A 26,440-nucleotide genomic window follows, 5' to 3' on the forward strand; every position below is an offset into this window, starting at 1 on the left:
ATTCCCATCAGGTTTAGTTAACAAAAGCTTGATTTAAAAACTTCGGTCTTAGGAGCCAAAGATCTATATTCGCCTATCTAATTTATCAAAATGATAGAAACCGAACGTTTGATATTAAAACCCCTCACCCACGATCAGCTATTGAAATACATTAAGGATGATCATTCTTTAGAAAAGGAACTTAAGCTGCTTCCAACTAAAAAGAACATCTCCCCTGCCCTACATGATGCCTTGGAGCAAACCATTCTCCCCAACGTTTTCGATAAGGATAAAGATTATTTGTACAATACCTTATGGACCATTATTTCCAAACCAGACAATAGAATGGTTGGCGATATTTGTTTTGTAGGCGAACCCGACCCAAATGGAGAAATTGAGATTGGTTATGGCACTTATGAAGAGTTTCGTGGTAAGGGTTTTATGACAGAGGCCGTTGGCAGAATTGTGGAATGGGCAAAAGAACAAGCTCAAGTAAAATCAATATTCGCCAATACCGCAAAAGACAATATTGCCTCTTACTCTATTTTAGAAAAGAATAACTTTATCCATGTCGGCGAAGTTGATGATATGTTGATGTGGAAGATTATAATAAGAAGCTAAACTAACCGCTCAGCCCAAAAGATGAATCAACTATATTACAATCTCAAATAAGCTTAAGCTTATTCCCTCGTAGTGTTTAGGCAAACCCTCAGTTTCGTTTAGGGTTACCATACCAACATAATCAAAGCCGCAGCCGGTATAATATGCTAACAGCTTCTCGTTATCAGCCCAAGTATCCATGCGGATATATTTTAAATGATTTTCTAAGGCGTATTTTTTAGCCCATTTAATAATTTCCTTAACAAAAGAATAACCACGGAAATTTGGATGTGTTACAATCCTGTGGATATAAATGGAATCGTGATCTCGATCTCCCCAGATTAATTTATCATTAAAAGTTACGGCAAAAACACAGGCCACCACGCCATCAACCAAGATCTTATATTGGCGATTTTCTGCAATTTCATTGGTTACTAATTCTCTGCTGAAACCCTGCCAATGTTTATTAAAAACCTTTTTTTGGTGAGCAATCGCCATATCGTAAAACTCGAAAATAACATCGATATCAGTTGACTGGCTATTTTGTATTTGAATTTGCATGGGCGAAGATAAGGATTTCAGTCTTGAGTTATCTGAACCTGATTGAAGCGGAAATAATTTTTATTCTTAGCATTATTAGATCAAATGTCGTGTTGAGGATTAATTCATTTTATGAAAATCAATATAAATTATATGTAAGGCTGAGTGTTACGATTTGCTTTCCTCCCGATAAATTGGGAGGGGTTCGCAAGACGGACTTCTATTTGTCCTGGCCGGACAGGCTTTTTTCTTTTTGACAACAAAAAGAAACAAAAATTGCTGGCTGAAAATTTTTCTATTCAAGTTAGTGGTTCGGCTTGGACTGTATATTCCGAAAAATTTATTAGGCCGGATTAGAGTTGAACGGAGATGGAGTGGTTAGGCCTTAACAGATGGATAATCAAGTAGCAAAATAATCATACCAAATATATTGTATAAACCAACAATCCCTAGTCATTCGATGAATATCTGCATCCTTTTAATAATCATTTGAGGACTACAAAAAAAGGGCTGCTTTCCCCGATGGAATGCAAGCCCTGCTTTTCTAATTATTTTATAAAATTTAAGCTTATTTCTGTCTGAAATAAATTTGGATTGGCGAACCAGAAAAATCAAAATTCTCTCTTAATTTATTCTCTATGAAGCGTTTGTACGGATCTTTTATATACTGTGGCAGGTTGCAGAAAAATGCAAACATTGGCGAAGTGGCATTAATTTGTGTAATGTATTTAATCTTAATGTGCTTACCTTTCAATGCTGGCGGTGGGAATTTCTCGATCAACGGCAACATAATATCGTTTAGTTTAGACGTTGGAATTTTCTTGCTACGGTTTTGATAAACCTCTAAAGCAACCTCAATCGCCTTAAAAATACGCTGCTTGTTCAACACTGAAGTGAAAACGATTGGCACATCAGTAAAAGGACGAATCCGTTCGTGAATGTGCTCTTCAAAAGCTTTCATGGTTTGGGTATTCTTTTCGATCAAATCCCACTTGTTAACCAAGATTACGATACCTTTTTTGTTTTTCTCTGCAAGGTGGAAGATGTTGATATCCTGACTTTCGATTCCCTCAACAGCATCGATCATTAATACCACAACATCAGCTTCTTCCAAAGCCTTAATGGTACGCATAACAGAATAGAACTCTAAATTTTCCTTAACCTTGGTTTTCTTACGTAAACCTGCAGTATCGATCAACATAAACTCATGACCGAACTGGTTATAGTGAATTTTGATTGAATCGCGAGTGGTTCCTGCATTTGCAGTTACGATATTACGCTCCTTACCAATTAAGGCATTTACTAAAGATGATTTACCAACGTTCGGACGACCAGCGATGGTAATCTTCGGCAATTGATTTTCCTCTTCAGGAATATCCTCAAAGTTTTTAACGATCTCATCCAATAACTCACCTGTTCCAGAACCCGTCATTGATGATAGTGGGAAAACCTCACCTAATCCGAAACCATAAAACGTATGGATTTCGCTATGCAAAGCCGTGTTATCTACTTTATTAGCCGTAACATAAACTGGCTTGTTGCTTCTGCGTAAAACTTGTGCAATGTCATCATCCAAATCGGTAATGCCAGTGGTAACGTCAACCATAAAGATTAAAACGCTGGCTTCTTCAATGGCGATCATTACCTGTTCGCGGATTGCGGCTTCGTAAACATCTTCAGAATTGGCTACATAACCGCCAGTATCAATGATGGTGAATTGTCTATCCGTCCATTCGCCTACACCATAATGTCTATCGCGGGTTACTCCGCTGATATCATCTACAATTGCTTTACGGCTTTCTGTTAATCTATTAAAAAGGGTGCTTTTGCCTACGTTTGGCCTGCCTACGATGGCTATAATGTTACTCATGGTATTTCTTATTGATAGTTAATGGCTTATAGTTAACGGTCGGGATGTTAAGCAATATGCTTAAACTATTTGGCTATCAGCCATTGACTATCAACTACTAACCGATTTCTTTCGGGCTGCAAAGGTACGGTTAATTATCGTAACCAAAGCTTTTTAGGTAGTTCTTTTTACTTCTCCAGTCTGGAATTACCTTAACAAACAGTTCTAGGAAAATCTTTTTATCCAAAAACTTCTCAATTTCCAAACGGGCTTCGGTACCCACTTTTTTGAGCATATTACCACCAGTGCCAATTAGAATATTTTTTTGCGAATCGCGTTCTACCACAATTTCTGCACTTATTCTAATCATTTCACCTTTACCATTTTTAAGTACTTCTTCTTTAAAGCTCTTTACAATAACCTCAGTACTGTAAGGTATTTCCTTTTGATAATTGAGGAAGATTTTCTCACGAACAATTTCAGAAACGAAGAAACGTTCAGAGCGATCTGTATATTCCTCTTTATCATAATATGGTGGATGTTCGGGCAACTTTTCTAGCACAAGATCCAAAATTCCGCCGACATTGTGTTTATGAAGCGCAGAAATTGCATGTATTGATACCGGATTTAGCTTCTCTTGCCAAAAAATAATTTTCTCATCAACCTGTTCTTGTGTTGCATTATCAATCTTATTAATCAACACGATTGTTGGGATATCTCGGTTCAGAATTTTCTCCAAAACATCGTCTTCATCGTAAGATTCATTGATGTCTGTTACGAACAAAAGCAAGTCAGCATCAGTTAAGGATCCGTTAACAAAGCTCATCATACTCTCTTGCAAGCTATATTTCGGCTTAATTATACCTGGAGTATCAGAGAAAACGATCTGATAATCTTCTTCATTTACGATCCCTAAAATGCGGTGTCTTGTGGTTTGAGCCTTTGATGTTATAATGCTAAGTCGCTCGCCTACAAGCACATTCATGAGGGTAGATTTACCTACATTTGGTTTACCTATTATACTAACAAAACCTGCTTTATGCGCCATTAAAATATTTCTTAAAAAAAATTTGCACTACAAAGAAACGAATTATATCTTTGCATTCCAATTCGGAAAAGGAGTTAAGGATTTAATTCGAGACAAAAAAACGAGTTGTATAGAGTGCGGGGTGGAGCAGTTGGTAGCTCGTCGGGCTCATAACCCGAAGGTCGCACGTTCGAGTCGTGTCCCCGCTACCAATTCAGTTAATAGTTCTCAGTTAGCAACTTTAATTGCCTACTGGAAATTTGAAACTGAAAATGGCCCGTTCGTCTAGGGGTGAGGACGCCAGATTTTCATTCTGGAAACAGGGGTTCGATTCCCCTACGGGCTACAGGAAATTCAAAAGCATCAATCCATAAGATTGGTGCTTTTTTGTTTTAAGCCGAACTTATATTTGATTAAAAATCTTTATAAAAATATTTCTCATGTTATCCACAAGAAATATCTTTGATTATTTTCATTCATCTACCGTGATAAAAAACTGCAAAGACCTTCTTTTACACCACTTTACAAACTCCTCATTATCAGATTATAATTTGTTAAAAAATGCCATTAAGCAAGCAGATTAGGTTCTTAAATCTATTTTCTTGAAAAATATGTTGCCATATGTTTTGCAAATACCAAAACATATTATACCTTTGCACTCCTTCAAACAAAGAAAATTTGAAGATATAGAGTGCGGGGTGGAGCAGTTGGTAGCTCGTCGGGCTCATAACCCGAAGGTCGCACGTTCGAGTCGTGTCCCCGCTACCAAAAAGAGTTGAAAGACACTCTTTTATTTTTTGGCCCGCTCGTCTACCGGTTAGGACGCCAGATTTTCATTCTGGAAATAGGGGTTCGATTCCCCTGCGGGCTACTTCAATAAAATTCAAAACCTGTAAATTAATCATTTGCAGGTTTTTTTGCTTCTAGCAAAACCACATCATACATCACGCCCAATTTTCCGATTTGTCACATTAGCCTTTTTGGGCTATACCTCAAGAGCTGGTTTAACTTTAGTTTTGTACCGATACACGGGAATGTATTAACAATAGCTAATAAGTCACACCTTGGATAGGGTGTGACTTTTACTTCCCCATATAAAAAAACAAAGCTATTAGTTTTTAGAGAATAACTTTTTAAGGTAATCTACAACCGAGGTTTTTGGCTTTCGAGGATTTTCAGGCCCGAGTAAATAACCATAAGGCTGTAAATGAGGGTAGCTATCACAAATGATTTTCAACATACCAATGAGTGGCACCGCTAATACCATTCCCGCAACACCCCAAATCAATTCACCCAGAATAATCGCCATAATGGTAAACAATGGATTAATATTAACCTGTTCGCCTACAACTATGGGTTCTAAAATATAAGTCTGTATAAACTGAACAAGAAAATAGGTGATCAATACGCCAATGATCATCTTGCTATCACCACCCTGAGCCACTACCGCAAGCACCGTTAAACTCGTACCAGTTAGATTACCTACAAAGGGCACAATTTCCAATAAACCGCATAACACCGCAAAGAACAGCGCACTTTTAACGCCAACGATACTGAAACCAATGCCATACATAATCCACAACATCACAATCATGGCAGCAAGTCCGCTTAGGTATTTCTGTGCCACTTGGCCTGTTTGCTGTATTACATCTGTAGTATCGGCGTTTTCTTTTTTGGGCACTAGTTTTAAGATAAACTTTTTGATGTGCCCTCTCATGGAAAGGAAAAGGAACATGTACACCAGCACCAGTATGGTATTGATCATAATGCCCATAAAGCCCGCTGCAAAAGAAAGGATCATTCCGCTAGATTTTCCCTTAGTGCTTTGATCGATCACCTTTTGTTGCGCATCTTTTTTAATACCAACAGCCTCATTCACCCATTGCTTTAGGGATTCGAACATATTGGTAAGCCGTTTTTCCATTCCGCCCAAATTCTCTGCCAAGCTGCCCAGCTGAATGGATAATAAGCCAATAATTAAACCCACCGAAAGCACAAAAAGCAATATGCACATTAAACTGGCATAGGCCCTACCTACTCCTTTTCTTTCTATAAAGTTGCATAACCTAATAAATACCATGGATAGCACTGCTGCAAGCGCTACCGGAATTAGAAAGGGCGATGCGAAGTAAATACCTGCAAATACCAGTACAAAGAGAAATATTGTATTAACTGATTGGTTGAGTTTTTCCATTTCACCTTAACAATGTTTATGCACATAAGTTTATGTAAAATACTTGGCTAACTTTTTGAGGTCTAGCACGAGGAGTTTTAGCCATAATAAACCCACATGAACTATGCGCTTCCAAGTCCGAGAAGCCGATAAAACAGAAATTTTTAAGGATTCCAAACAAAAAGAGGATTATGGAGATTTATAGGGTTATGAATAGTAAAAACTCCTCTCGCCCGCTAGCATCGTGGCTTTTATTAATAACACTTTTTTTAGTAGTAACACAGGGCTGTAAGAAGAGTCGATCTGATATTGCCGCCGCCATATTTAAGGAAACAGGTAACAAGGTATTTAAGGATGTGGATGCGGAGGTTTTTGCAGAAAAATTGAAAGTAGCCATTGCGGCAGATAAATCGCTACGCAATCCAAAGTTTATGGAAGCTTTTTATGCTGCGCATGATTATTCGCCAATTTTAGTGATGAAATTTTTGGCAGATAGCGGCTTGAGAAATGCCGCTATACAAATTTCACAAGTTGGTGAACATGGCCTTTCGCCAACGATGTTTAAATCTAATAAACTAAGTGATCTTGTGGCAAAGGTTTATAACAAGGCTTCGATAAAAACAGTCGATGATGCCTATAGCACATTAATTGCACTAGAGATATCGGCCTGTTCCTCAATCACAGACTATACCAATGCCATGCGATTTGGCGTAATGTCTCCTCGAAAAATATATGCCCAATATTATACCGCTACCAAGCGCCCCGATTCTGTAAGTTTTGGAAAAGTATTCGAAACATCCAACTTGGATTCCTTTTTAGATAGTATTCAACCAAAAGCGCCTCCCTATAAAACCCTGCAAGCGGCATTGAAAGAAAATGTAGCTGCACCGGGGATGTCTGTTGAAGAAACCAATCGAATATTATTGGTGAACCTAGAGCGTTTGCGTTGGCAAAATCAACCTACGGAAGAGAAATATGTTTGGGTAAATATTCCAGATTTCTCGCTTCAGGTAATAGATGCAGGAAAAGTAGCCTTAACCATGAAAGTTTGTGTAGGCGAAGGCAGGAATAATAATGCAGCAACATCGCTTGTAGAATATGACGAGGGTGAACTGAAAAAAGATAGACCTTTTAACCGGGAAACTCCTCAGCTAAAAAGTGAGATACATAGTGTGCAAGTAAATCCTATTTGGAATATTCCCGAAAGCATTGCCACCAATGAGATTACGAAATATGCGGCTAAGGATCGTTATTACCTGGCTAACAAAAATATCGATGTCTTTTACAAAGGCAAACTGGTAGATGATCCAGAAACGATAGATTGGTCTGCCGCAGATGTGGGTAAAACCTATTCCTTTAAACAGCGCCCTGGCGATGACAATTCTCTCGGAAAAATTAAGTTCCTATTTAACAACGAATGTAGTGTTTACCTGCATGACACTCCTGCACAAGATGCTTTTAACTTACCTGTTAGGGCAGTGAGCCATGGATGCGTTCGCCTTGAGAAACCATTAGAATTGGCTGAAATCCTTTTTGGAAAAGGAACCAAGACAGAGAAAATTAAGGCTGAAATGGCAAGCGACCAGCCAAAGGCAGAAGATATTGGCTTGAGCCCGAAAGTTCCATTATACCTGAGTTACTATACCTGTTGGAGAGATTCAGGTACGGGTAAACTCAGGTTTGCAAAAGACATCTACGGACTCGATGCAGTACTGTATACCCATCTAAATAGCCTTAATTAAAATCGATTAATCGAATTGATGCTGGTAATTATTCTCGCTGAAACCAGCTTGCGGATTACTTGGTAAACTGGCATAAACGGCGGCAACCTTTTCATCAAGATATTTTGAATGATATTCTTCATCCGTTTTATTGATGTAAAGTACACTCCCTGAGCCTAGCGTATTAATTACCAGCTCAGAGAGTTCTGGCGCCACCGCTGGGCAACCCTGACTGCGACCTAATCTTCCTAATGCCTCAATAGTGCCCTCACTAACATAAGAAGCGCCATGGATTACGATTGAGCGTAATCTGGCATTGTCATTATATCCATAATCCATCCCATCGAGCCTTAAGGAACGCCCATGAGCACCTTTATATTCTTCAGCCGTAAGATAAAAGCCAATGCTGCTACTAAACGAATCGTTTTGGTTTGAAAACTTTACAGCAGTATCTTCACCACTTCGCTGACCATGTGCCACCCAAGTATTGAGTAATACATGCTCTTTTTTGAGATCAATGATGTACAATCTTTTTTTTCTGCTCGATTGATCAAAATCGGCAATGGTTAGTAAAGAATTTTCAGATACTTTTCCGATTTTCTTTAAATTATAGTAACCAGTAAGTGCTTTCTCAAATACGGTAAAGGTAAGTCCGGCCTGATTTAAATGTGCTGAATCGTAAACTTGCTTAGCATAATGCTTGTAGGCATCCTCGATACGGATAACTTTAACACTAGTTTTATTTTCTGCTGCACTATGTTCGTTCTTGTAAGCACTAATGAGCAGTGAAAAAGCAATAACGGCGATACCTGATATCTCTAAAATGTATTTTCTCATAGGAATGATTTGAGTGAAATGATAGAAAAGTAGGTGTGTTTATCGATAGGCTATAAGTAATTAATTTGTTACAAATTTACGAAAATCGTGAGGATTTAAGAAATCCTATCCAAAAGATTGCACGTTTATGATGTTTATTTGAGCTGGAATGGAGAGATTCTATATCGTTTTGAGCGCAGTTATTCCATTGATTTACAAATACTTCAATACGATTTTGCATTTATGCTGATTTCATAATGGGAATATATGCGACCATGCTTGTCATATTAAAAAAAATCCATTAGCCTATCTTTTTTGTTTGTTGTAAAGATAATCCGCTGATGATTTATTCTTAGCCACTAAGCGAATAAGATAATATTGGCACAACATTATTACGGCTTTGGGAGGACTGACCATAATTTATTCATTATTTGGCAACAAAAAATTCTTATAATTGTTATCAAGGAGAACTATGAGCAAAGTATTTACAATAACAGAAGGGCTAGAGAATTTAGGGGCGCTGCGTACAGGCGGACAGGGCTCTGTATATAAGGGGAAGCGCATAGGTGCAATCTACTCTGCGGTAAAATTAATCCCAACTCCAATTTACACCGAGGACCGTAACGATAAGAACTACCGCAATTTTGAGAATGAGGTATCAAAACTGCTAAAGGTAAATGAAAATCCTAGTCCGAATGTTGTAAAGATGCTCAGTTTCGGCATAACAGAAAGCGGTTCTTTCCCATTTATAGAAATGGAATATATTGACGGACCCGATCTTTGCGAACTACTTCAACCTCCACACGAAAAAATATTCACATTAAAAGAACTCATTAAAGTAGCACAACAGTTGGCTGCTGCACTCGAGCACTGCCATAAACTAGGGGTTAAACATGGTGATGTTAAAAGCAATAATGTTAAATATAATGTACACACGGCCAACTACGTACTCCTCGATTTTGGGTTGGCCATTATGAGTGAGGAACAGCGGCGAAGTAGCATTAGGCATGCGGGTGCAGTTGAATTTATGGCGCCTGAACAGAATGAGGGCAAAATGCTCCTGCAAAGTGATGTTTACAGCTACGGCATAATCTTATATGAATTATTGGGCGGCCAAGTTCCCTTTCCCTTACCTGGAAATAGTGATACAGGTCGCAATACAGTGATGCTTGGCCACATGGAAAGCGCAGTACCGAATGTTTTGGATTTACGCAAAACGAACTTACCCGCAAGCTGGTCAGAGGAACAGAAAACAAGGGAAATGCAGGTTCCTGATTGGCTTTTAAAACTAATCGACAAATGCCTGCAGAAAGACCCAATGCTTAGGTACGATGATGGAATGGCATTGCATGAGGCGGTTGTGGATGGAGGCTTATCTCACACCGCATTACCGATTGATGATGCTGCAATTGATCTATTGAGAAGTGAGAACGAATCTCTTCGACAACAAGTAGAAACACTGGAAAATGTAGAAGTGGAACAGGAGTCTGAAAGAAAGGGCATACTATTATCTCATTTTGCATTCACCTGTTTAATAATATTAATTATTGGATTGATTGCCTTCGTTGGATATTCGCAGTTTGGTAATGAACCACAGGCACAACAAGTTTCAAGCCCAATCGATTCGATACCACCTGCTGCCGATACCACAGAAATTGATAGAAAAAGATTAGCTAATGAGCGCAAGGTAGCAGAAGCAGCCGCCACAAAGCGAATAGTGGATAGTGCCATTAGGGCAGAGATTAAAAAAGCTGGAGAGAAAGCTACCGATAGTACCGAAGACCTTACCCCAGACACTTCACTTAAACCAGTGGAGTTTTAGCTCAAACAATACAATTGCCTTAATCGGCACTTAGGCATCGTAATTTATGGAAACAAAATCAAATTTCTGGCAGCGTATTGGCATTCAAGATTGGTTTCTAACCGATGAAACCAAAGGCAGTAACGAGAAAGTCCCGCAGCTCACTCCAGAAACAATCTATAGTTTTATCGTCGATAAATTTAGGGAATCCATCAAGGAGCTATCATTTGCCGACCGCGTTGTTTTTTATCACGAGTTCATCATCACTTTCAATGCGGAAGATTACAGGGCATTTATAGATAACAAACAAGGTATTTTTGGCTTAATTGTTCAAGAAACCGTAAAAAAATTTTACGAGATTTTAAAGGAATACCGTCAAGCTGGTAAAACTGTAGAGCCATCGGGTTCTAAATGGGTTTTCCGATTGGTATCACATCCCGATTACTCAAGGGGCGATAAGGGTTTTATTGGAAAACTGCTGCCAGACAATAATCAAAAATCAGAAAATCTCCGTGTAACATTCATTCCTCGTCAAACTGGTATTGCGCAAACATTTGATATAAATAATGATATTTTAAAGGGTTTCACTTATTATAGCGAGGGCTATATGGAAATTCCATACGAAGCGCAACTAGAATATGTTGATGGTGAAACTGTTCCAGCATCGAATCAAGCCGTTATCGCTCGGCTGGAAACCATCATTCCAGACAAACAATTTTCAGGCAAAAAAATTGAGTTCCTGATTAAAACAGAAGATACCATTGTTTCAGGAAATGAAGACGAACGTGATGATGCCAATATTTTTAAGATAGCCTCAGAATGGGCCAATTCACCGCATTTACACATTCGCTATAACAAAGCCGACGGTAATTTTTATTTGGCTTCTTTCGGCGAGCTCACGACCCTGAACGAGGTTTTGGTACAGCGAAGTGAGATCAATTCGCCGCAATGGGTTCCCTTGCCACTTAACTCCAGGATGTTGCTCAATGGCATAATTGGATTAAATCTGTTTAAATCATAACACATGTCGCAACTCCTATCAATCCTATTGTTATCACTTGTCGTTGCACTGCTGATCGTTCATTTTAAAGACATTAAAAACTCTCGAAATAAAAATGGATAAACACTTTTTTGGCCTCACAGATACCGGCAAATCCAGAGAAAACAATGAGGATAGCTTTATTGCAGAGTCCCTTTCCGACGATAAATTTATCTTGGCAGCGGTAATCGATGGCGTTGGTGGCTATCACGGTGGCGAAGTGGCTGCTGCCATTGCCAAGGAAGAAATTTCAAGGCAATTTTCAGGTCGCCCTGCCGATCCGATTTCTCAAATGATCAAGGCGTTTAAAAGTACAAACGAAGTGATCGTTGCAAAAAAGCAAGCAGAAAAAGACCTTTCGGAAATGGCTTGCGTAGCTACGCTAGTGCTGGCCGACATCGAAAATAATCAATTTTATTATGCTCATGTAGGCGATACCAGATTGTATTTACTGCGTGATGGATCACTGATTAAAATCTCTAAAGACCATTCATTTGTAGGTTTTCTGGAAGATTCTGGAAGATTGGACGAGGCCGCAGCCATGCAGCATCCAAAACGCAATGAAATTAATAAGGCCATCGGTTTTAGTGACCAAATTGAAACTGACGAAAGTTATATTGAAACTGGCCAATCACCATTTCTACCCGGCGATTTGCTACTGCTTTGTAGTGATGGATTAACCGATATGGTGAACAAGCAAGATATCATAAGCCTGATTCTTCAAGGAGATACACTCGCCAAAAAAGCGGGAAACCTCATCGCCCTTGCCAATGAAAATGGTGGCCGCGATAATATTACCGTTGTTTTACTACAAAACAATAAAAAAGCTCAGCAAGTAGAACCTACCCGACCTAGCCTTGCACAACAGGTTCCCGTATCGGCAGCGATAGAAAAAAATGAAACCACAACACCCGTTGATCATACAAAATCAACAAGACCCACAACGCCAAAGAGAAATTATTGGTTCACTGCGTTGATTATACTATGCCTCATCTTGCTTGGCACTACTGTCTATCTGTATTTGCAAACTCAAGGCAAAGTGAATCATGGTTCTACTTTAACCTCATCACCAAAAAAAATAGTTAGAAATGGCCAAGAGCAGTTGTTACAAGATGCATTCGATCATGCTGTTGGTGATACACTAATACTCTCCGACTCAATTTTTAAAAGTCCGGTTTTGATTAGCGATACTTTACGCCTACGAAAAGACACCTTATACGTTTTTGCTAATGGCATTGTATTGCAAGCAGATAGTGGATATAAAGGTGCGGCTATAAACATGTTATCCCAATCAAAACTTCTAAAATTAGATAGTATGCAATTTACGGGATTTGGAACCGCCATTGCCCTTTCAAACCAAGCGTTGTTGCTTAAAAATATCACTTTTACCAATTGCATATTGCCTGTTAAAAACAGTTACAACTTTCCAAATCAGCAATTGGTAAATGCCGAGATCCCCAAACTTAATCCATTGAAAAATATCACTTCTAAAGAATTAGATTCGAAAAATGGAGCACAATAAAGCGGTCATCAAGGTAAGTCGGCTTCGTGAACGAATCTTCATATTAGCTATTGGAATCGTTCTATCCCTATTCTTCTACCAATTATACACAATCATTCAGCCTAGGTTTGCAGAAGTTGCCCCACGTTTAAAAGCGGGCACTATGGTGAATCTAAATGCTGGAAAACCTGCCGAAAATATTCGAGACTTACTTAAAAAAGGTTATTATTTTGAGGATCAGCGAGACGTTAATCTTATCGAAACAACCGTAGCAAGTGCAACACAAAACATCCAAAAACTTGATAACATTGGCGAAGTAAATAAACGCCGCTACTTTATACTTGCAGATGAAGCCTTTGCAAAAGGGGGAAAATCATTTAAGGCAAGAGTTATGGCATCTCGGGCGTTACTTGGCTATACAGGTGATGATTCACTCCGATTTGCACAAGAACAAAAAAACCCGCTACAATATGCAGCCAAGGTAGATCTCGGGCTGGGCGAGCACAAAATTAGCGGGAAGATACTAGAAAACGAAAAGCCAATTTCAGGGATATTAATCCGCTTGGAAATGATTTTGCCGCAAGACAGTATTTACAATGATGAGCCAACGGAAACCATAAAAAATAGCACAGAAAAAGCGAATGGCATTACCAAGGTTTTTATTTTGGATACTGCTGGCAAACGAAAATTACAACAACTAACAGCTTACCTACGAACAGATGCTTCGGGTACATTCAATTTTAACCAGTTGCCCAACAATGAGGCATTTAAAATATTGCCCTTAAAACCTGGCTTCCAATTTGGCGCTTCTAAAGGAGTACAAAACCTCGATGATAACGCTGTTTTCACTTTTGAGCAACGTCCGCACACCATAAAACTTTTTTCCACCAGGGATTTTAATATCCTAAAAAAGGAAAAATCATTAATCATAAGAACTCCAGAAGAATTTAATAAATGGTTTTTTATTATCTGCGGAAGCCTGATTGGTGGATTTATTATTGTGCACCTTATTTTATCGTGGAAGTTTAGCAGCGCCGACCAAATCATACTGCCGATAGTGATGCTGCTTACGGGCATTTCATTCCTTACACTTTTGAGTTTGCAAGATCCATTACGTGATCGATTTCTAGCCAAGGATTCACTACTATATTTATTAATGGGTTTTGGCGGCATGTTGCTGATGTTGTGCATTAAGTTGCGTCGTTTCAATACCGATACTTGGGTTTACCGCCTGCTCCTATTTAAAAATATTCGATCGGCTGCCAATGGATGGCCTTGGGCTTTAGTGGCCATTGGCTTGCTGGCACTTACCATTTTATTTGGAACTGGGCCAGAGGGCAGTGGTGTAAAGGTAAATCTATTTGGTTTTCAGCCCAGCGAAGTGGTAAAGTATTTAATCATCTTCTTCCTAGCGGGATTTTTTGCGGTAAACGAAAAACTGATCAGTGAATATACCAGCTGGAATAAAAGATGGTCATTTTTCTCGTTCGCTTTACTGGCGATATTGTTAGCGCTGATGCTCTTCCTAATATTGGGCGATCTTGGTCCGGCGATGGTGGTTTGTTTCACATTTATTATTTTATTTTCATTCTCGCGGGGCGATTTCATGTTCATGGCAGGTGCTGTAGTTTTATATGTTTTGGCCTCATGGATTTTTGATAACATTTGGATATCTACTGGAATAACCTTGCTTTTGGTTGGCTTGCTGATGTTTTTTCAACGCAGGCAAATCAGCGAATCGGCTATCATAGTGCTGGTAATTATGTCGGCCTTTTTAACAATTGATCAAATCCCCTATTTAGACCAAGTTTTCCCCGGTCCGGTACAGCGTTTAGGCGATCGTAAAGCAATTTGGCAAGACGCCTGGAATAATGAGGTTTATGGCGGCGACCAAGTGGCAAATGGTTTATGGGCCATGTCTACAGGTGGCGCAACTGGTCAAGGCGTTGGAGAGGGTTTTGCGAAAACCATTCCCGAGGCTCATACCGACATGATTTTACCATCAATTGGTGAAGAATTCGGATTAACCGGAATGTTGTGCATCTTTTTGCTGTTTCTATTGTACTTACACAGGTCAATCATTATTGGTAGGCGAACAGGCTCTCCATTTCTATTTTACTTAAGTGCAGGGATTGGTGCATCAACCTTTGTTCAGTTTCTGCTCATCGCAGGTGGTTCCACCGGCGCCTTACCATTGTCGGGTGTATCCCTACCTTTTCAAAGCTATGGCGGATCATCATTGGTGCTCAATTTTTTAGCTGCAGGTTTTTTAATGTCGGTTTCTACAGTACGAGGTACAGAAGTGCAAATGGAATATATAGCCAAGCAGCAAGACAAAAATCTTGTCCCTGCTTTAATCGCCGCTTGTTTGGGCATTATATTATTGGGTGCTAACGTAGCGAGCTATGTACTAAACAATCAAAAATGGGTAGTGCAGCCCGCTTTGGTGGCCGATCGGAGTGGTGCACGAATGTTCAGTTACAATCCACGTATTGCAATACTAATGAACAGGTTAAAGGCGGGCACCATACATGATCGTAATGGAATTTTATTGGCAACAAGTAACGTTGATAGTGTAAAGGCCCAACATTTTAAACTTATAGGTGCAGGTATCCCCCATTACAATCTCGATTCTGCAGTACATCAACGCCTAGACAGATATTATCCCTTTGAAGAACAATTATTTTTTTGGACAGGCGATGCAAATTCAGGCATCTTTAATGGAAGTGTAAATGGTTATTTTGCCGATTATGAACATGCAGCCGAACTTCGTGGATTTAAACTGCCTACAAAGAGCTTCGCTGTACTTGCAAATAGATACAGCGAAAACCGTTTCTTGGCAAGAGGCGTTAAGGAAATGACCGTTGTTAAAAAAGATTATGCAGCACTTTCTCCATTACTCCTTGCCGGTATCACTAGCGAAGAAGTGGAAGCTTTTAAAAATAAGAACCGCGATGTACAATTAACAATGGATGCAGGTTTGCAAACCAAAATACAAAAATCAATTGCCCAAGATACTTCGTTGTTGGATAATCGGGTTTCTGTGGTGATTATGGAAGCAAGCACTGGCGATGTACTTACCTCAGCTGTATATCCACTACCGCCCATTCACGATTGGGAACGGTTAACCATGACCAATACAGAACAGAATCAGCTTTCTGGCTGGATAACCACTGCCGACCTTGGCTTTACTAACTTTACGCAGCCAGGCTCAACAGCTAAGTTGATTACGGCCATGGCTTCATTCAATAAACTCGGCATGGCGGCTCCCGATAAAAAATATCAGGTGGCATCTTGGGAGCGTATTCGTACCAAAGGCATAGAGCCAGATGAAACGGGATGGATAAACTTGGAAAGAGCGGTTGTAAAATCAAACAATGTCTATTTTATTAAACTGGCTAACCAAGAACAACTGCAAGAAAACATGGGCGATCTGTACCTAAAAACGGGCATGTTTCTACACGGAGCTGGAGGGTATTATTACAATAAACCCAGCGAAAATGGTGCTCAAGAAGAAAAATGGAAACAGCTTTGGCGCAAGACAGAATTTAATACCAAACCAAAATACGACCCTAATAACATCCGCAGAACGAGGGCCAAAGGAATTTCAGGCATGTCTTGGGGGCAAGGTGCACTCATTGCAACGCCAGCTGCAGTGGCAAGGATGGCGGCTGGAATTGCAAACAATGGAAATATGATTGCCAATAGATTTGTACTTAAGGTAAGTGATCAGCCGCAGGCTATAAAAACTGGTACGAAATTGGTAAATAATCCAGCGTACGCAAAACTGATGCAAGTTTACATGATCAAGCAAAGTGAGCTGAAGACAGGAACGCTGGGCTTGGCAGTTGCCGGTAAAACAGGTACGCCAGAACGAATTTGGAAGAAACAGCAAATTAATGATGGTTGGTATGTATTTTTTGCTCCAACCGCAAATGGCAAAGGCAATGTCGTAGTTTGTGTACGTATTGAGGCAACAAAAGGTTCATCAGATGCGGTGAGATTGGCTGGTAAACATGTAATACCGTTCCTGAAAGAAGGTGGCTACATCAAAAGCATTGTTCCGCCGCCTAAATTTGATAATAATAATTTGTAAAACCCTAATTAATCAAATGAACCATCCTGATTTATTGATCGCAAAGAGGAAATAAATCAGGATAGCTTTATTACTATTGAGAACAAACTGAGTTTACAAGTTCATTAATTCCAATGAAGCAGTAGCAAAGTATTTATAAATCCAAACAGATGAAAATGATATTCGACTTATTCAAAAGCGGAAGTGGAGAACATCCCGATGATGTAAAGGGGATCAGACATGCGTTACTGCAATTTGTGAAGCAAGAACTTCAGAAAGCAGAGGGCGGTGAAGGAGCAAATATCAAAGGTTTAAGCATCTACATTAACTGTGCATCTGCAGAGCGACAAGTGTATGAAGCTGCAGTTTTTACTGAAGATCCCGATCAACTCAAGAATGAAATACAGCGCATTAGCGATGATTATTCACTCGATTTACCTACAAACTGGGCGCTCACGATTTCTTTTGATGATGCTTTTCCAGATGATGCTGTAAAAATGCAAAATTTACCAGTTGCACTTTTTGTTAAAACCAAAACCCATTTTGTAAAACAGCAAGCAACAGCCTACGTAAAAGCCCTTAGCGGTAAAACTTTACAATTAAGCTATGTGATAAGTTCGGAGGGTGGAAAGTACAATATTGGCAGAGATGAAAAGGCACAGTCTGATGAAGGCTATTTCCGCACAAACCACATTGCATTTCCTTCAGAAAGTGATGATGAACGCAATAAGTATATCAGCAGGCAACATGCGCATATCGAATGGAATAAAAATCTAGCCAAATTCGTAATCTTTGCCGATGAAGGCGGGATACCACCACGCAATAAGGTAAAGCTTAGATCTGCACTAACTGAAAAAATAGTAAAACTGCATGCCACGCAAATTGGGCAAGAATTAGAGGAAGGCGATCAAATCATCTTGGGAGAATCGGTTGTATTGGAGTTTAGTTTTCAGCAACAAAACCATGAGTGAGATTTTTACCATTACCGAAGGGCTGCAAAATCTTGGCGCATTAAAAACTGGTGGACAAGGCTCAGTTTATAAAGGCATGCGTATGGGTCCGATTTACTCGGCTATTAAACTCATTCCTACGCCAATTTATGTGGAGGATGATAGCGATAAAAACTACCGAAACTTTCTGAATGAGGTTACCAAACTACAACAGGTAAATATCCATCCTAGTCCGAATGTGGTGAAGATACTAAGCTCTGGCATTACCGATAGCGGGTCGTTTCCTTATATTGAAATGGAATACATTGAAGGGCCAGAACTGGGCGAACTGTTATTGCCGCCTCATCAAAAAGTTTTTACCGTGAAGGAATTGTTAAAGGTTGCCGAACAATTGGCCGCAGCACTTGCACACTGCCATCAGGTTGATGTTAAACATGGCGATGTTAAAAGCAATAATGTAAAGTACAATATTCAAACGGCCAATTATGTGTTATTGGATTTTGGCCTTGCCATTATGAGCGAAGAGCAGCGCAGAACTAGCATCCGCCATGCGGGAGCTATAGAATTTATGGCGCCAGAACAACATGAGGGAAAAATGTTGTTACAAACCGATATCTATAGTTATGGAATCATCCTTTACGAGTTGCTCGCTGGCCAGGTTCCTTTCCCGCTAGAGGGCAATGGCGATACTGGCCGCAATTCAGTAATGATTGGACATCTGGAAAAGGAAATTCCTGACGCCATGGCGCTTCGTAAAAATAATTTGGCAAATGCAGTTCAAGATGAGGTGTTAATTAGCGAAATGCAAGTACCGCATTGGTTACTCAAGTTAATCGAGCGCTGTTTACAAAAAGATCCCGCCGAAAGGTTTGCCAATGGAATGGAATTGTATAAGGCCGTAACAAATGGATTAATATCGTCGGCACCTCTGAATTTCCAAAGTACGGAAAGTACCTTTCCAAACGAATCATTAAATTTTGAAGCATTAAAAGGCGAGGCAAGGCAAAAGACCGAAAAGCTCGAAAATGAACTAGCAATTTTGAAACCCTTAGCTTTCAAAGCTGGCATTAAATACAATGAGGCAAGTGGAAAGTATCAGCAAGAAGATTATTTGAACATCCCTAGAAAAGTTTTTTTAGGCTGTGCGGCGGCATGCCTAATCCTTATTGCATTCTTAAGTTATAATTTCTTTAAAACTCCAAATACCGTTGTTACAACTGCGCAAACCACCCCTTATGAATCGCCATTTATAACCTATAATAAACAATATCAACAGAGATTAGTAAAAGCTAGAGAGGATAGCATTCGAACAGCAAAAATGCTATCACCAGAACAAGTAAAAATTGCAGAGAAGGCTAGAAAACAAAATGGTAAGCAGAAAAAAAAGAAGAAGTTTTTAGGGATATTTTAATTTGTGGAATCTTAGGCAATGCAAAACACCTCCACTTTACACTGGAAATGTTGTGGCATCAGAAATTTCAATCTTCCGCTTTTCTTTAATCAGTTTACATTAAAAAAGATCTAGTAAGCGGTTTTAGATTACATTCCAATCATCCATGGCGGTTATGCCTCCAGTTGTCCACAACCATTCTATTTTTTCGTATGAAAATGAAATTTCTTCATACTCTGTGAACTTTACCAATTCTGGGTTTTTATTATTTAGCATAATGAAGTTGATGTTGGTAATTCGGGCATTGGTAAGCTTAACCGTATACCGTTGCATATCAGTTCCCGATCCTGATGAAGCCATATTTTGTGGTGCCCAAAATTGCAATATCCATTCGGTTAAAACTTCATTACTTGCCAATGCGCTAAACAATAGGGGCGTAGATTTATCTAACTCTTTGGTAATTATAAAAGGGGTATGATGCGTCCCTCCACCCGATCTACCAATAATACTTGGATTTGAACTTATTTGATGGGAAACGGCAATAACCATAATTTTATTTTCTCTCCCTTTTTGAATAACAGATCCTTTTATCTGACCGAGCTTTTCTCCCCTTAGCGATAAGTATGCATTGAGTGCCATAATTTTGATATTTGATTAACATAAATATAAGAATTAATTATACTGATAATAAGATGTTTACAAAAAAAATATCCCCTAATTTTCAATGCATTGAGAATGTGTCTAAATTGAAATCAAATCAAAATTTACGGTACCAATATTTTAGTTTTGTGGTAAACTAACAATTACATGTCTAAAACAAAACTTACAATCAATAATAACGGTTCGGTTAAAATTGAAGGCGATTTTGAAATCGTTGATAGAAATGGAAACCAATATGGCTTGCAGGGTAGAACTGTGCTTTCAATATGTCGCTGCGGACTTTCGAAAAACAAACCATTTTGCGATGGTGCACACAATGGGCATTTTGAGCATGAAGCAATCGCTTTCGATCTTCCTCCAAAAAAAGTATAATTATTAAGAAGATGAGTTAAGCCTCATCTTCTTCCCCTCTCAAAAACCTGTTGGTATTTCACTAAATAAGCTTTAATGAACAGTCCTGAATTCTATAAGCCATCACCAACAGATTATCCTGAAATTATCACCGTTTGGGAAGCATCAGTTCGGGCGACACATCACTTTTTAACCGAAAGTGATATTCAAACTTATAAAGCACTAATCCTGAACGAATATCTTGACCAGGTAGATCTTTATTGCATAAAATCAGAGGATCGAATTTTAGGTTTTATTGGGCTCAATGAAGATAATATCCAAATGTTATTCATCCATCCCGATGCTCGTGGAAAAGGTTTGGGAAAGGCATTCATAAAATTCGCCATCAACGAAAAGCAAATTCGAAATGTAGACGTTAACGAACAGAACGAGCAGGCAGTTGGGTTTTATCAGCACTTAGGTTTCTCTATCATAGAGCGCTTTAGCGAAGATGCTGCAGGCAAACCTTATCCAATCTTATCAATGAGCATATACAAAATTGACTTTTAACATCAACCAAAAATGGTGTTGCTTTTTTTTAAGCAATTAATTTCGATGGAGCAATTCCATAAGCCTTTTTGAAAGCGAAAGAGAAATGCGAAAAATCCTTAAAGCCTACCTCCATATAAACATCCGATGATCTCCAGCCTTTTTCCTTAATCAAGTAGTGGGCATCAGCTAAACGCTTCTTTTGCAACCATTTATTTGGCGAGAGACCGAAAACCTTATCGAAATCGCGTTTAAATGTAGCCAAGCTCCTGCCTGTTAAATAGGCAAAACGTTTAAGGTCTACATTAAACTTATAATGTTTATTCATGTAGGCTTCCAAATCGATCTTACCTGGCTCAGAAAAATCAAAGAGGATATCCTTCAGCGCTGGGTTTGTTTCCAATAGGATCATAATCGCCTCCCTAACCTTTAAATTAGTTAAAAGCTTATTAAATTCATTGGTATCTTCCAAATATGGCCTTATCGATTCCATATAATTTTGAAAGAGCTTATTGGGCTCCAACAACATCGCTTTGGCGGTTTGCGAATTTACTTTTGCCGTTAATCCATACTCCTCGCTAACCTTTCTTAACGTTTCCTGATCCAGCACAATCGATATCGATTTATAAATACCTCCCGGTGGTGGATATTTGGTGTACTTCGTTAGTTGATTTCTCCTAAACAACCTAAAATCGCCCTCCTTAAAAACATATTTCTCGTCGCCAATGTAGTTTTCAGATGTCCCAGAAATCATATAGCCAAAAACATGATCAGGTATAAATTGCTCACCCTCACTACTTTTTTGCGAGTAACAGGAATAAAGAATATTCGGGCGTTTAAGTTGATTTGGCATCGTAATCAAATTTATAAAATATTATTTACATCAAAATTTATGATTTGGAAAGCACTTGCAGTACAAATTTTAATGTGAGTCCCGCTTTACCTACGGCCAAGAAAAATGGCCTTCATACAATCGGGTTTAGCTTGCAAAAATCGCTGCTAATGGCAACAAAAAAACATGGCAATAAGCTATATTTTACCTCTTCGTAAAAGATTTACCCAAATCGGTATCTAAAAAATTAGTAGCCTCATCGTGATCTGTTGATAAACTTACGTCCATCCATTTTTCCATTTCTTCGGTTCGTGCAGTATCGGCATGTTTTAACATCCCAATAGCTTCGCTACCTAAAACCAAGTGAACTGGTGGTTGTGGATGGTCAACTAAATCGAGCATTACTTTCGCAGCTTTTTCGGGGTCACCGGTTGGAATAAAGTCCATGCTTTGGAAGAAATCACTTCTTTTATCCACCAATTCGTAGCCGTCAATTTTTGGGGCATACGTCATAGAATCGCCCGCCCAATCGGTACGAAAACCACCTGGTTCTATGCTGGTAACTAAAATACCTAAATCAGCTACTTCTTTCGCTAATACTTCGCTAAAGCCGCTTAAACCAAATTTCGCTGCCTGATAAATACTTACTCCAGCATTCCCTACTCTCCCACCAATTGAGGATATTTGTAGAATTCGCCCTGATTTCTCTTTGCGCATATAGGGCAAAACAGCTCTAGTAATTTCAATTGGTGCGTACAAATTGGTTTCCAGCTGACTGCGGACCTGCTCATCAGTAAAAGCTTCGGCAGCGCCAACGATTCCAAAACCTGCATTATTTACCAACACATCAATTCTACCAAAATGCTCAACTGCTGTTTCAACTGCTAAATGCACCTGGTCGTAATCGGTTACATCGAGGGTAATGGGCAAGATTTGCTCCTTATATTTTTCTATAAAATCTTTTAAGGCGTTTGTATTCCTGGCCGTGGCCGCCACTTTATCACCTTTTGCCAAAACTGCTTCCGTAAGGCTTCTTCCCAACCCGCGAGAACTACCTGTTATAACCCAAATTTTTTCCATATTCTTATTTTTTATTTAATCAAAGGTAAGCCAGTTATAAAATTTACGTTTTGTTGATAGGCTCAAATTATTTTGTTAAAAAGCTCACCTCTATTTTTATCGAACCTTTATCAATTATTTAATGTTATGATTTTATCATTCATAATAATTAAGCAATGGCAAAGGAAAAGAAGAAAGCAGCCAAGAAAAAAGGTGGCAAAAAGAAAGAAAAGAAAAAAGGACTTAAGAAAAATAAGTTAGGCGTTAAAAATTCGCTAGTAAACAACATCAACGCCCGAAAGAAAAAAGGAAAATCGCGATCCAAAAAGAAATCGAAGATTAGTAAAAAGGCCTACAAGAAAATGAAAAAGGGTTGGAAGAAATAATCTCCAACCCTTTTCAATTGTGAAAAATCTTTTAATTGTCAATTAATTTATTTTTTAAAAATTAAATCCAATTTGCATTATATTTGTAAGGTAAACTTATAAGTTTTACTTACAAATATGAGTAAAGAAAACAGCTATTCTATTGCTTCAGCACTTCGCCCCGTTTTAACTAGGTTGAATCGCAAAATGCGAAAGTTATCTCCATCAAATACGGTTTTGTCTCAAACAGAACGTTCTATCTTGGTTTTGCTGGAACAGCATGATTATTTGCTCTCCGCAGAACTTGCTGTATTGGAGAAAATAACACCTCAATCTATGGGGCAATTATTAAATCATCTTGCCAATTTAAATTTAATTTCCAAAACAGCATCAGAAACAGATAAACGAAAAATTCATGTTTCGCTTTCAATAACAGGAAAAGAAATGTTGGAAAGGGTAAGGCACGAACGCGATGAATGGTTGAGTAAAGCCATTGCAGAAGTTTGCACAGCACAAGAACAATTAATTTTAAAAGAAGCTATAGGTCCTTTAACGAAACTGGTTAATTTCTAATCAGATGGCCTTGAATTATGAACATCAGTACATTTAATGCATTTAAAAGTCGCAATTACCGCCTTTACTTTGGCGGCCAATCCATATCCTTAATTGGAACATGGATGCAAAAAACAGCCGCAAGCTGGGTAGTTTACGAGCAAACACATTCTAACTTCATGCTTGGGCTAACGCTCTTTGCCAGTTTATTTCCATCGTTCATTTTCTCGTTTATTGGCGGAGTCGCATCCGATAGGTATGACCGGTATAAACTCTTACTGGTTACCCAAATCGCATCGATGGTACAGGCGATTTTGATGACGGTTTTAATCTTTTCGAAGCACTATGAAATGTGGCAGATTATTGCTCTGAGCGCATTCTTAGGTTTAATAAATGCTTTTGATGTTCCGGCAAGGCAATCTCTGGTTTATGAAATGGTAGAGAACAAGGAGGATTTACCGAACGCTTTGGCGTTAAATTCATCAATGGTAAACCTTTCGAGATTGATTGGACCAGGATTGGCAGGTTTAGCCTTGGAAAAACTTGGCGATGATGTTTGTTTTGGCTTAAATGCTGTTAGTTTTATTGCTGTAATCGGTTCCCTATTAATGATGAAGCTGCCCAAATACATTTCAAAACCACACACCAAAAATATTGTGGGCGAACTGAAAGAGGGTTTCGCCTACATTAAGGATACACCATCTATTGCGTATGTTCTAATTATGCTGGCGATGATTAGTTTATTTGTTCTGCCTTTCAGCACTTTGATTCCGGTTTACGCGAAAGATATTTTCAAGGGAACGGCATCAACATTTGGTGTAATCGATAGTGTAATTGGGCTGGGTGCCTTTTCGGGGGCGATATTTTTAGCATCATTAAAGCCAGGTAAAAACCTAAGGAAAATTTTGGCCATAAATACCTTAATTTTTGGGGCAGGCTTAGCTTTGTTCTCCCACACCACTTTTTACCCCGTAGCATTAATTTTTGCTGCCATTTCAGGTTTCGGAATGATGTCGCAGATTACCATTAGCAATACGCTGATACAAACCACGGTAGACCCGAACATGCGTGGTAGGGTTATAAGTTTTTATGCCATGGCTTTCTTCGGCATGCAGCCCTTGGGCGGCTTGTTGATTGGCAGTATTTCTCAACACATCGGAACGCAGAACACGGTGTTATTCCAAGGCGCAATTGCTGTACTTATTGGTTGTTTATCGTACAGAAGATTATACAAAGGCGAAATTAAAAATACGAAAGCAGTTAAACCCGTTAGTGAACTCGTACTTGAGAAAATATAAAGATATGATTACAGCATTAGACAAAAATACAGCGTTGGTTTTAATTGATTTGCAGAATGGAATTGTAAATCTTCCAGTGGTGCATCCGGTTAAAAATATTTTAGATAACGCAGCAAAATTAGTTGCAGCATTTAGAAAAGCACAATTGCCAATTGTGGTTGTAAATGTTAATCCTACACCTAATAAATTGCGTAAAGATGCAAAAATAGGTGCTTTTGAACCAACAGCAGAATGGTTAAAAATTGTACCACAAATTAAAACCATGGCTGATGATACTTACATCACCAAAAGAACATGGAATGCTTTTACAAACGCTGATTTAGAGGTAGAATTAAAAAGTAGAAATATTACCGGAATTGTTTTGGCAGGGATATCTACCAGTATTGGTGTTGAGGGCACAGCCAGAAGTGCAAACGAACTCGGATACAACATCACTTTTGCTGAAGATGCAATGAGCTATTTATTTGCCGATGCACATGAGCATAGCTTGAAGAGAATATTCCCCAGAATTGGTGAAGTTGGAGCCACTGAAGAAATTATAGAAAAGCTAGGAAGCTTGTACTAAAAATTTGAGGGGCTTTTCGCGTTAGGGATTGTAAGGGTTCAGTACCAATTCTATATTGGTACCGTAGCGAAGCGAAGCCCTGAAAAGCCCGACCCCAATCCCGATTTAAGCATTGGCATTTTAAATTTTAATGGTATGCTTGCTTGTTGCACAGGTTTCTTCGGGATTGGGTTAACGCCCAAAATAGTCTAAAACTAATTCTATTGTCACAATCACTATCAAAACGATACTACTTTCCTAAAAGATAGCGCTATCGTTTTAGAAAGCGATTACCTTTGTATATGGCATTTAGAAGAGAAAACCATACGAAAGAAAGTTGCAGTGCAAGTTTGAATGCAGTAAAAGATGCGCTTTATGTGTTAAATGGAAAGTGGAAATTGCCGCTGATCCTTTCGCTGCAAGATGGTCCAAAACGCTTTAACGAGATTCAAAAATCGCTGGGCGAGATTACACCCAAAATTTTATCGAAAGAACTGAAAGATTTGGAGCTTAACGAATTCGTGATTCGTAAGGTATTTTCTACAACGCCAGTTACGGTAACCTATGAGCTAACAGAATATAGTGGCTCGTTAGAAAAAGTGCTCGATGAACTTAGAAATTGGGGATTTCAGCACCGGGAAAGGTTGGTTGCACATAGAAGAGCTGAAGTTGTTTTAGAAGAGGTTGAGATTTAATTATCCCTAATAAAGCTGAGAATTCGTGGTTGAAGTGGTTGGTTTTAAACGCCTAAAACCAAAAAACTGATAATGATTATTTTCGGCTATCTTTG

At 38.9% G+C, this 26,440-nt stretch carries 23 protein-coding genes and 4 tRNA genes; 19 read left to right on the top strand and 8 right to left on the bottom strand.

The genetic code is table 11. From position 1 onward, the window contains the following. Positions 1-90: 90 nt before the first annotated feature. Positions 91-600, top strand: coding sequence for a GNAT family N-acetyltransferase (locus EZ449_RS07975; RefSeq protein WP_131557454.1), 510 nt, complete (start codon positions 91-93; stop codon positions 598-600). Between the two features lie 30 nt (positions 601-630). On the opposite strand, the gene EZ449_RS07980 is transcribed toward EZ449_RS07975, so the two are convergent. The 3 genes from EZ449_RS07980 to era form a co-directional block, all read right to left on the bottom strand. Then, positions 631-1,140 carry a GNAT family N-acetyltransferase gene (locus EZ449_RS07980; RefSeq protein ID WP_205942962.1) on the bottom strand — a complete coding sequence of 170 codons (510 nt, stop codon included), beginning with the start codon at positions 1,138-1,140 and terminating at the stop codon, positions 631-633. A 547-nt stretch (positions 1,141-1,687) separates the two neighbouring features. Then, positions 1,688-2,989 (bottom strand): ribosome biogenesis GTPase Der, encoded by a 1,302-nt coding sequence (gene der / locus EZ449_RS07985; protein ID WP_131557456.1) that lies wholly within the window; start codon positions 2,987-2,989, stop codon positions 1,688-1,690. Between the two features lie 130 nt (positions 2,990-3,119). Further along, positions 3,120-4,016: a GTPase Era gene (era, locus tag EZ449_RS07990; RefSeq protein WP_131557458.1), complete on the bottom strand. Its 897-nt coding sequence runs from the start codon at positions 4,014-4,016 to the stop codon at positions 3,120-3,122. Positions 4,017-4,131: 115 nt separating this feature from the next. Between era and EZ449_RS07995 the strand changes: the two genes are divergently transcribed. The 4 genes from EZ449_RS07995 to EZ449_RS08010 all read left to right on the top strand — a co-directional run bounded on the left by EZ449_RS07995 (position 4,132) and on the right by EZ449_RS08010 (position 4,866). Continuing rightward, positions 4,132-4,207, top strand: a tRNA-Met gene (locus tag EZ449_RS07995). Between the two features lie 62 nt (positions 4,208-4,269). Next, positions 4,270-4,341 (top strand) — tRNA-Glu (locus tag EZ449_RS08000). A 346-nt stretch (positions 4,342-4,687) separates the two neighbouring features. After that, positions 4,688-4,763, top strand: a tRNA-Met gene (locus EZ449_RS08005). A gap of 31 nt (positions 4,764-4,794) precedes the next feature. Next, positions 4,795-4,866, top strand: a tRNA-Glu gene (locus EZ449_RS08010). Between the two features lie 240 nt (positions 4,867-5,106). On the opposite strand, the gene EZ449_RS08015 is transcribed toward EZ449_RS08010, so the two are convergent. Beyond that, complete coding sequence (locus EZ449_RS08015) at positions 5,107-6,189, bottom strand: AI-2E family transporter (RefSeq protein WP_131557460.1); 1,083 nt, start codon at positions 6,187-6,189, stop codon at positions 5,107-5,109. 170 nt (positions 6,190-6,359) lie between these two features. Here EZ449_RS08015 and EZ449_RS08020 point away from each other — a divergent pair, with 170 nt between their 5' ends. Then, positions 6,360-7,910, top strand: a complete 1,551-nt coding sequence (locus EZ449_RS08020) for a L,D-transpeptidase family protein (RefSeq protein ID WP_131557462.1) — start codon at positions 6,360-6,362, stop codon at positions 7,908-7,910. A 6-nt stretch (positions 7,911-7,916) separates the two neighbouring features. Here the strand turns inward: EZ449_RS08020 and EZ449_RS08025 are convergent, their stop codons facing one another. Then, complete coding sequence (locus tag EZ449_RS08025) at positions 7,917-8,726, bottom strand: murein L,D-transpeptidase catalytic domain family protein (protein ID WP_131557464.1); 810 nt, start codon at positions 8,724-8,726, stop codon at positions 7,917-7,919. A 451-nt stretch (positions 8,727-9,177) separates the two neighbouring features. Here EZ449_RS08025 and EZ449_RS08030 point away from each other — a divergent pair, with 451 nt between their 5' ends. From EZ449_RS08030 to EZ449_RS08055, 6 genes are all read left to right on the top strand, one after another. Then, entirely contained in the window at positions 9,178-10,527 is a 1,350-nt protein-coding gene (locus tag EZ449_RS08030) for a serine/threonine protein kinase (RefSeq protein WP_131557466.1), read from the top strand. A gap of 46 nt (positions 10,528-10,573) precedes the next feature. Then, positions 10,574-11,527, top strand: a complete 954-nt coding sequence (locus EZ449_RS08035) for a hypothetical protein (RefSeq protein ID WP_131557468.1) — start codon at positions 10,574-10,576, stop codon at positions 11,525-11,527. 94 nt (positions 11,528-11,621) lie between these two features. After that, positions 11,622-13,067, top strand: coding sequence for a PP2C family protein-serine/threonine phosphatase (locus EZ449_RS08040; protein ID WP_131557470.1), 1,446 nt, complete (start codon positions 11,622-11,624; stop codon positions 13,065-13,067). Further along, complete coding sequence (locus EZ449_RS08045; RefSeq protein WP_131557473.1) at positions 13,054-17,142, top strand: FtsW/RodA/SpoVE family cell cycle protein; 4,089 nt, start codon at positions 13,054-13,056, stop codon at positions 17,140-17,142. The genes EZ449_RS08040 and EZ449_RS08045 overlap by 14 nt, the downstream gene beginning before the upstream one ends. Positions 17,143-17,291: 149 nt before the next feature. Beyond that, positions 17,292-18,092 (top strand): FHA domain-containing protein, encoded by an 801-nt coding sequence (locus EZ449_RS08050; RefSeq protein WP_225872264.1) that lies wholly within the window; start codon positions 17,292-17,294, stop codon positions 18,090-18,092. Beyond that, entirely contained in the window at positions 18,085-19,482 is a 1,398-nt protein-coding gene (locus EZ449_RS08055; RefSeq protein ID WP_131557475.1) for a serine/threonine protein kinase, read from the top strand. Before EZ449_RS08050 ends, EZ449_RS08055 begins: the two co-directional genes overlap by 8 nt. Before the next feature lie 123 nt (positions 19,483-19,605). Here the strand turns inward: EZ449_RS08055 and tssD are convergent, their stop codons facing one another. Then, positions 19,606-20,100: a type VI secretion system tube protein TssD gene (gene tssD / locus EZ449_RS08060; RefSeq protein ID WP_131557477.1), complete on the bottom strand. Its 495-nt coding sequence runs from the start codon at positions 20,098-20,100 to the stop codon at positions 19,606-19,608. Between the two features lie 168 nt (positions 20,101-20,268). Between tssD and EZ449_RS08065 the strand changes: the two genes are divergently transcribed. Both EZ449_RS08065 and EZ449_RS08070 read left to right on the top strand, forming a co-directional pair. Then, positions 20,269-20,493 (top strand): CDGSH iron-sulfur domain-containing protein, encoded by a 225-nt coding sequence (locus EZ449_RS08065; protein ID WP_131557479.1) that lies wholly within the window; start codon positions 20,269-20,271, stop codon positions 20,491-20,493. A gap of 75 nt (positions 20,494-20,568) precedes the next feature. After that, on the top strand, positions 20,569-21,021 hold the full coding sequence (locus tag EZ449_RS08070; protein ID WP_131557481.1) for a GNAT family N-acetyltransferase: 453 nt from the start codon (positions 20,569-20,571) through the stop codon (positions 21,019-21,021). A gap of 28 nt (positions 21,022-21,049) precedes the next feature. On the opposite strand, the gene EZ449_RS08075 is transcribed toward EZ449_RS08070, so the two are convergent. Beyond that, positions 21,050-21,853, bottom strand: a complete 804-nt coding sequence (locus EZ449_RS08075; RefSeq protein WP_131557483.1) for a helix-turn-helix domain-containing protein — start codon at positions 21,851-21,853, stop codon at positions 21,050-21,052. A gap of 183 nt (positions 21,854-22,036) precedes the next feature. Beyond that, positions 22,037-22,912, bottom strand: coding sequence for an oxidoreductase (locus EZ449_RS08080; protein WP_131557485.1), 876 nt, complete (start codon positions 22,910-22,912; stop codon positions 22,037-22,039). 155 nt (positions 22,913-23,067) lie between these two features. Between EZ449_RS08080 and EZ449_RS08085 the strand changes: the two genes are divergently transcribed. From EZ449_RS08085 to EZ449_RS08105, 5 genes are all read left to right on the top strand, one after another. Further along, on the top strand, positions 23,068-23,277 hold the full coding sequence (locus EZ449_RS08085; protein ID WP_131557489.1) for a hypothetical protein: 210 nt from the start codon (positions 23,068-23,070) through the stop codon (positions 23,275-23,277). 117 nt (positions 23,278-23,394) lie between these two features. Beyond that, positions 23,395-23,829 (top strand): MarR family transcriptional regulator, encoded by a 435-nt coding sequence (locus EZ449_RS08090; RefSeq protein WP_131557498.1) that lies wholly within the window; start codon positions 23,395-23,397, stop codon positions 23,827-23,829. Positions 23,830-23,846: 17 nt separating this feature from the next. After that, positions 23,847-25,106 (top strand): MFS transporter, encoded by a 1,260-nt coding sequence (locus EZ449_RS08095; protein WP_131557500.1) that lies wholly within the window; start codon positions 23,847-23,849, stop codon positions 25,104-25,106. Positions 25,107-25,110: 4 nt separating this feature from the next. Next, positions 25,111-25,671, top strand: a complete 561-nt coding sequence (locus tag EZ449_RS08100; RefSeq protein ID WP_131557502.1) for an isochorismatase family protein — start codon at positions 25,111-25,113, stop codon at positions 25,669-25,671. Positions 25,672-25,952: 281 nt separating this feature from the next. Further along, positions 25,953-26,345 carry a winged helix-turn-helix transcriptional regulator gene (locus tag EZ449_RS08105; protein ID WP_131557504.1) on the top strand — a complete coding sequence of 131 codons (393 nt, stop codon included), beginning with the start codon at positions 25,953-25,955 and terminating at the stop codon, positions 26,343-26,345. The last annotated feature ends 95 nt before the right edge of the window (positions 26,346-26,440 follow it).

It is taken from the genome of Pedobacter frigidisoli (genome assembly GCF_004331675.1).
Taxonomy (GTDB): Bacteria; Bacteroidota; Bacteroidia; order Sphingobacteriales; family Sphingobacteriaceae; genus Pedobacter; species Pedobacter frigidisoli.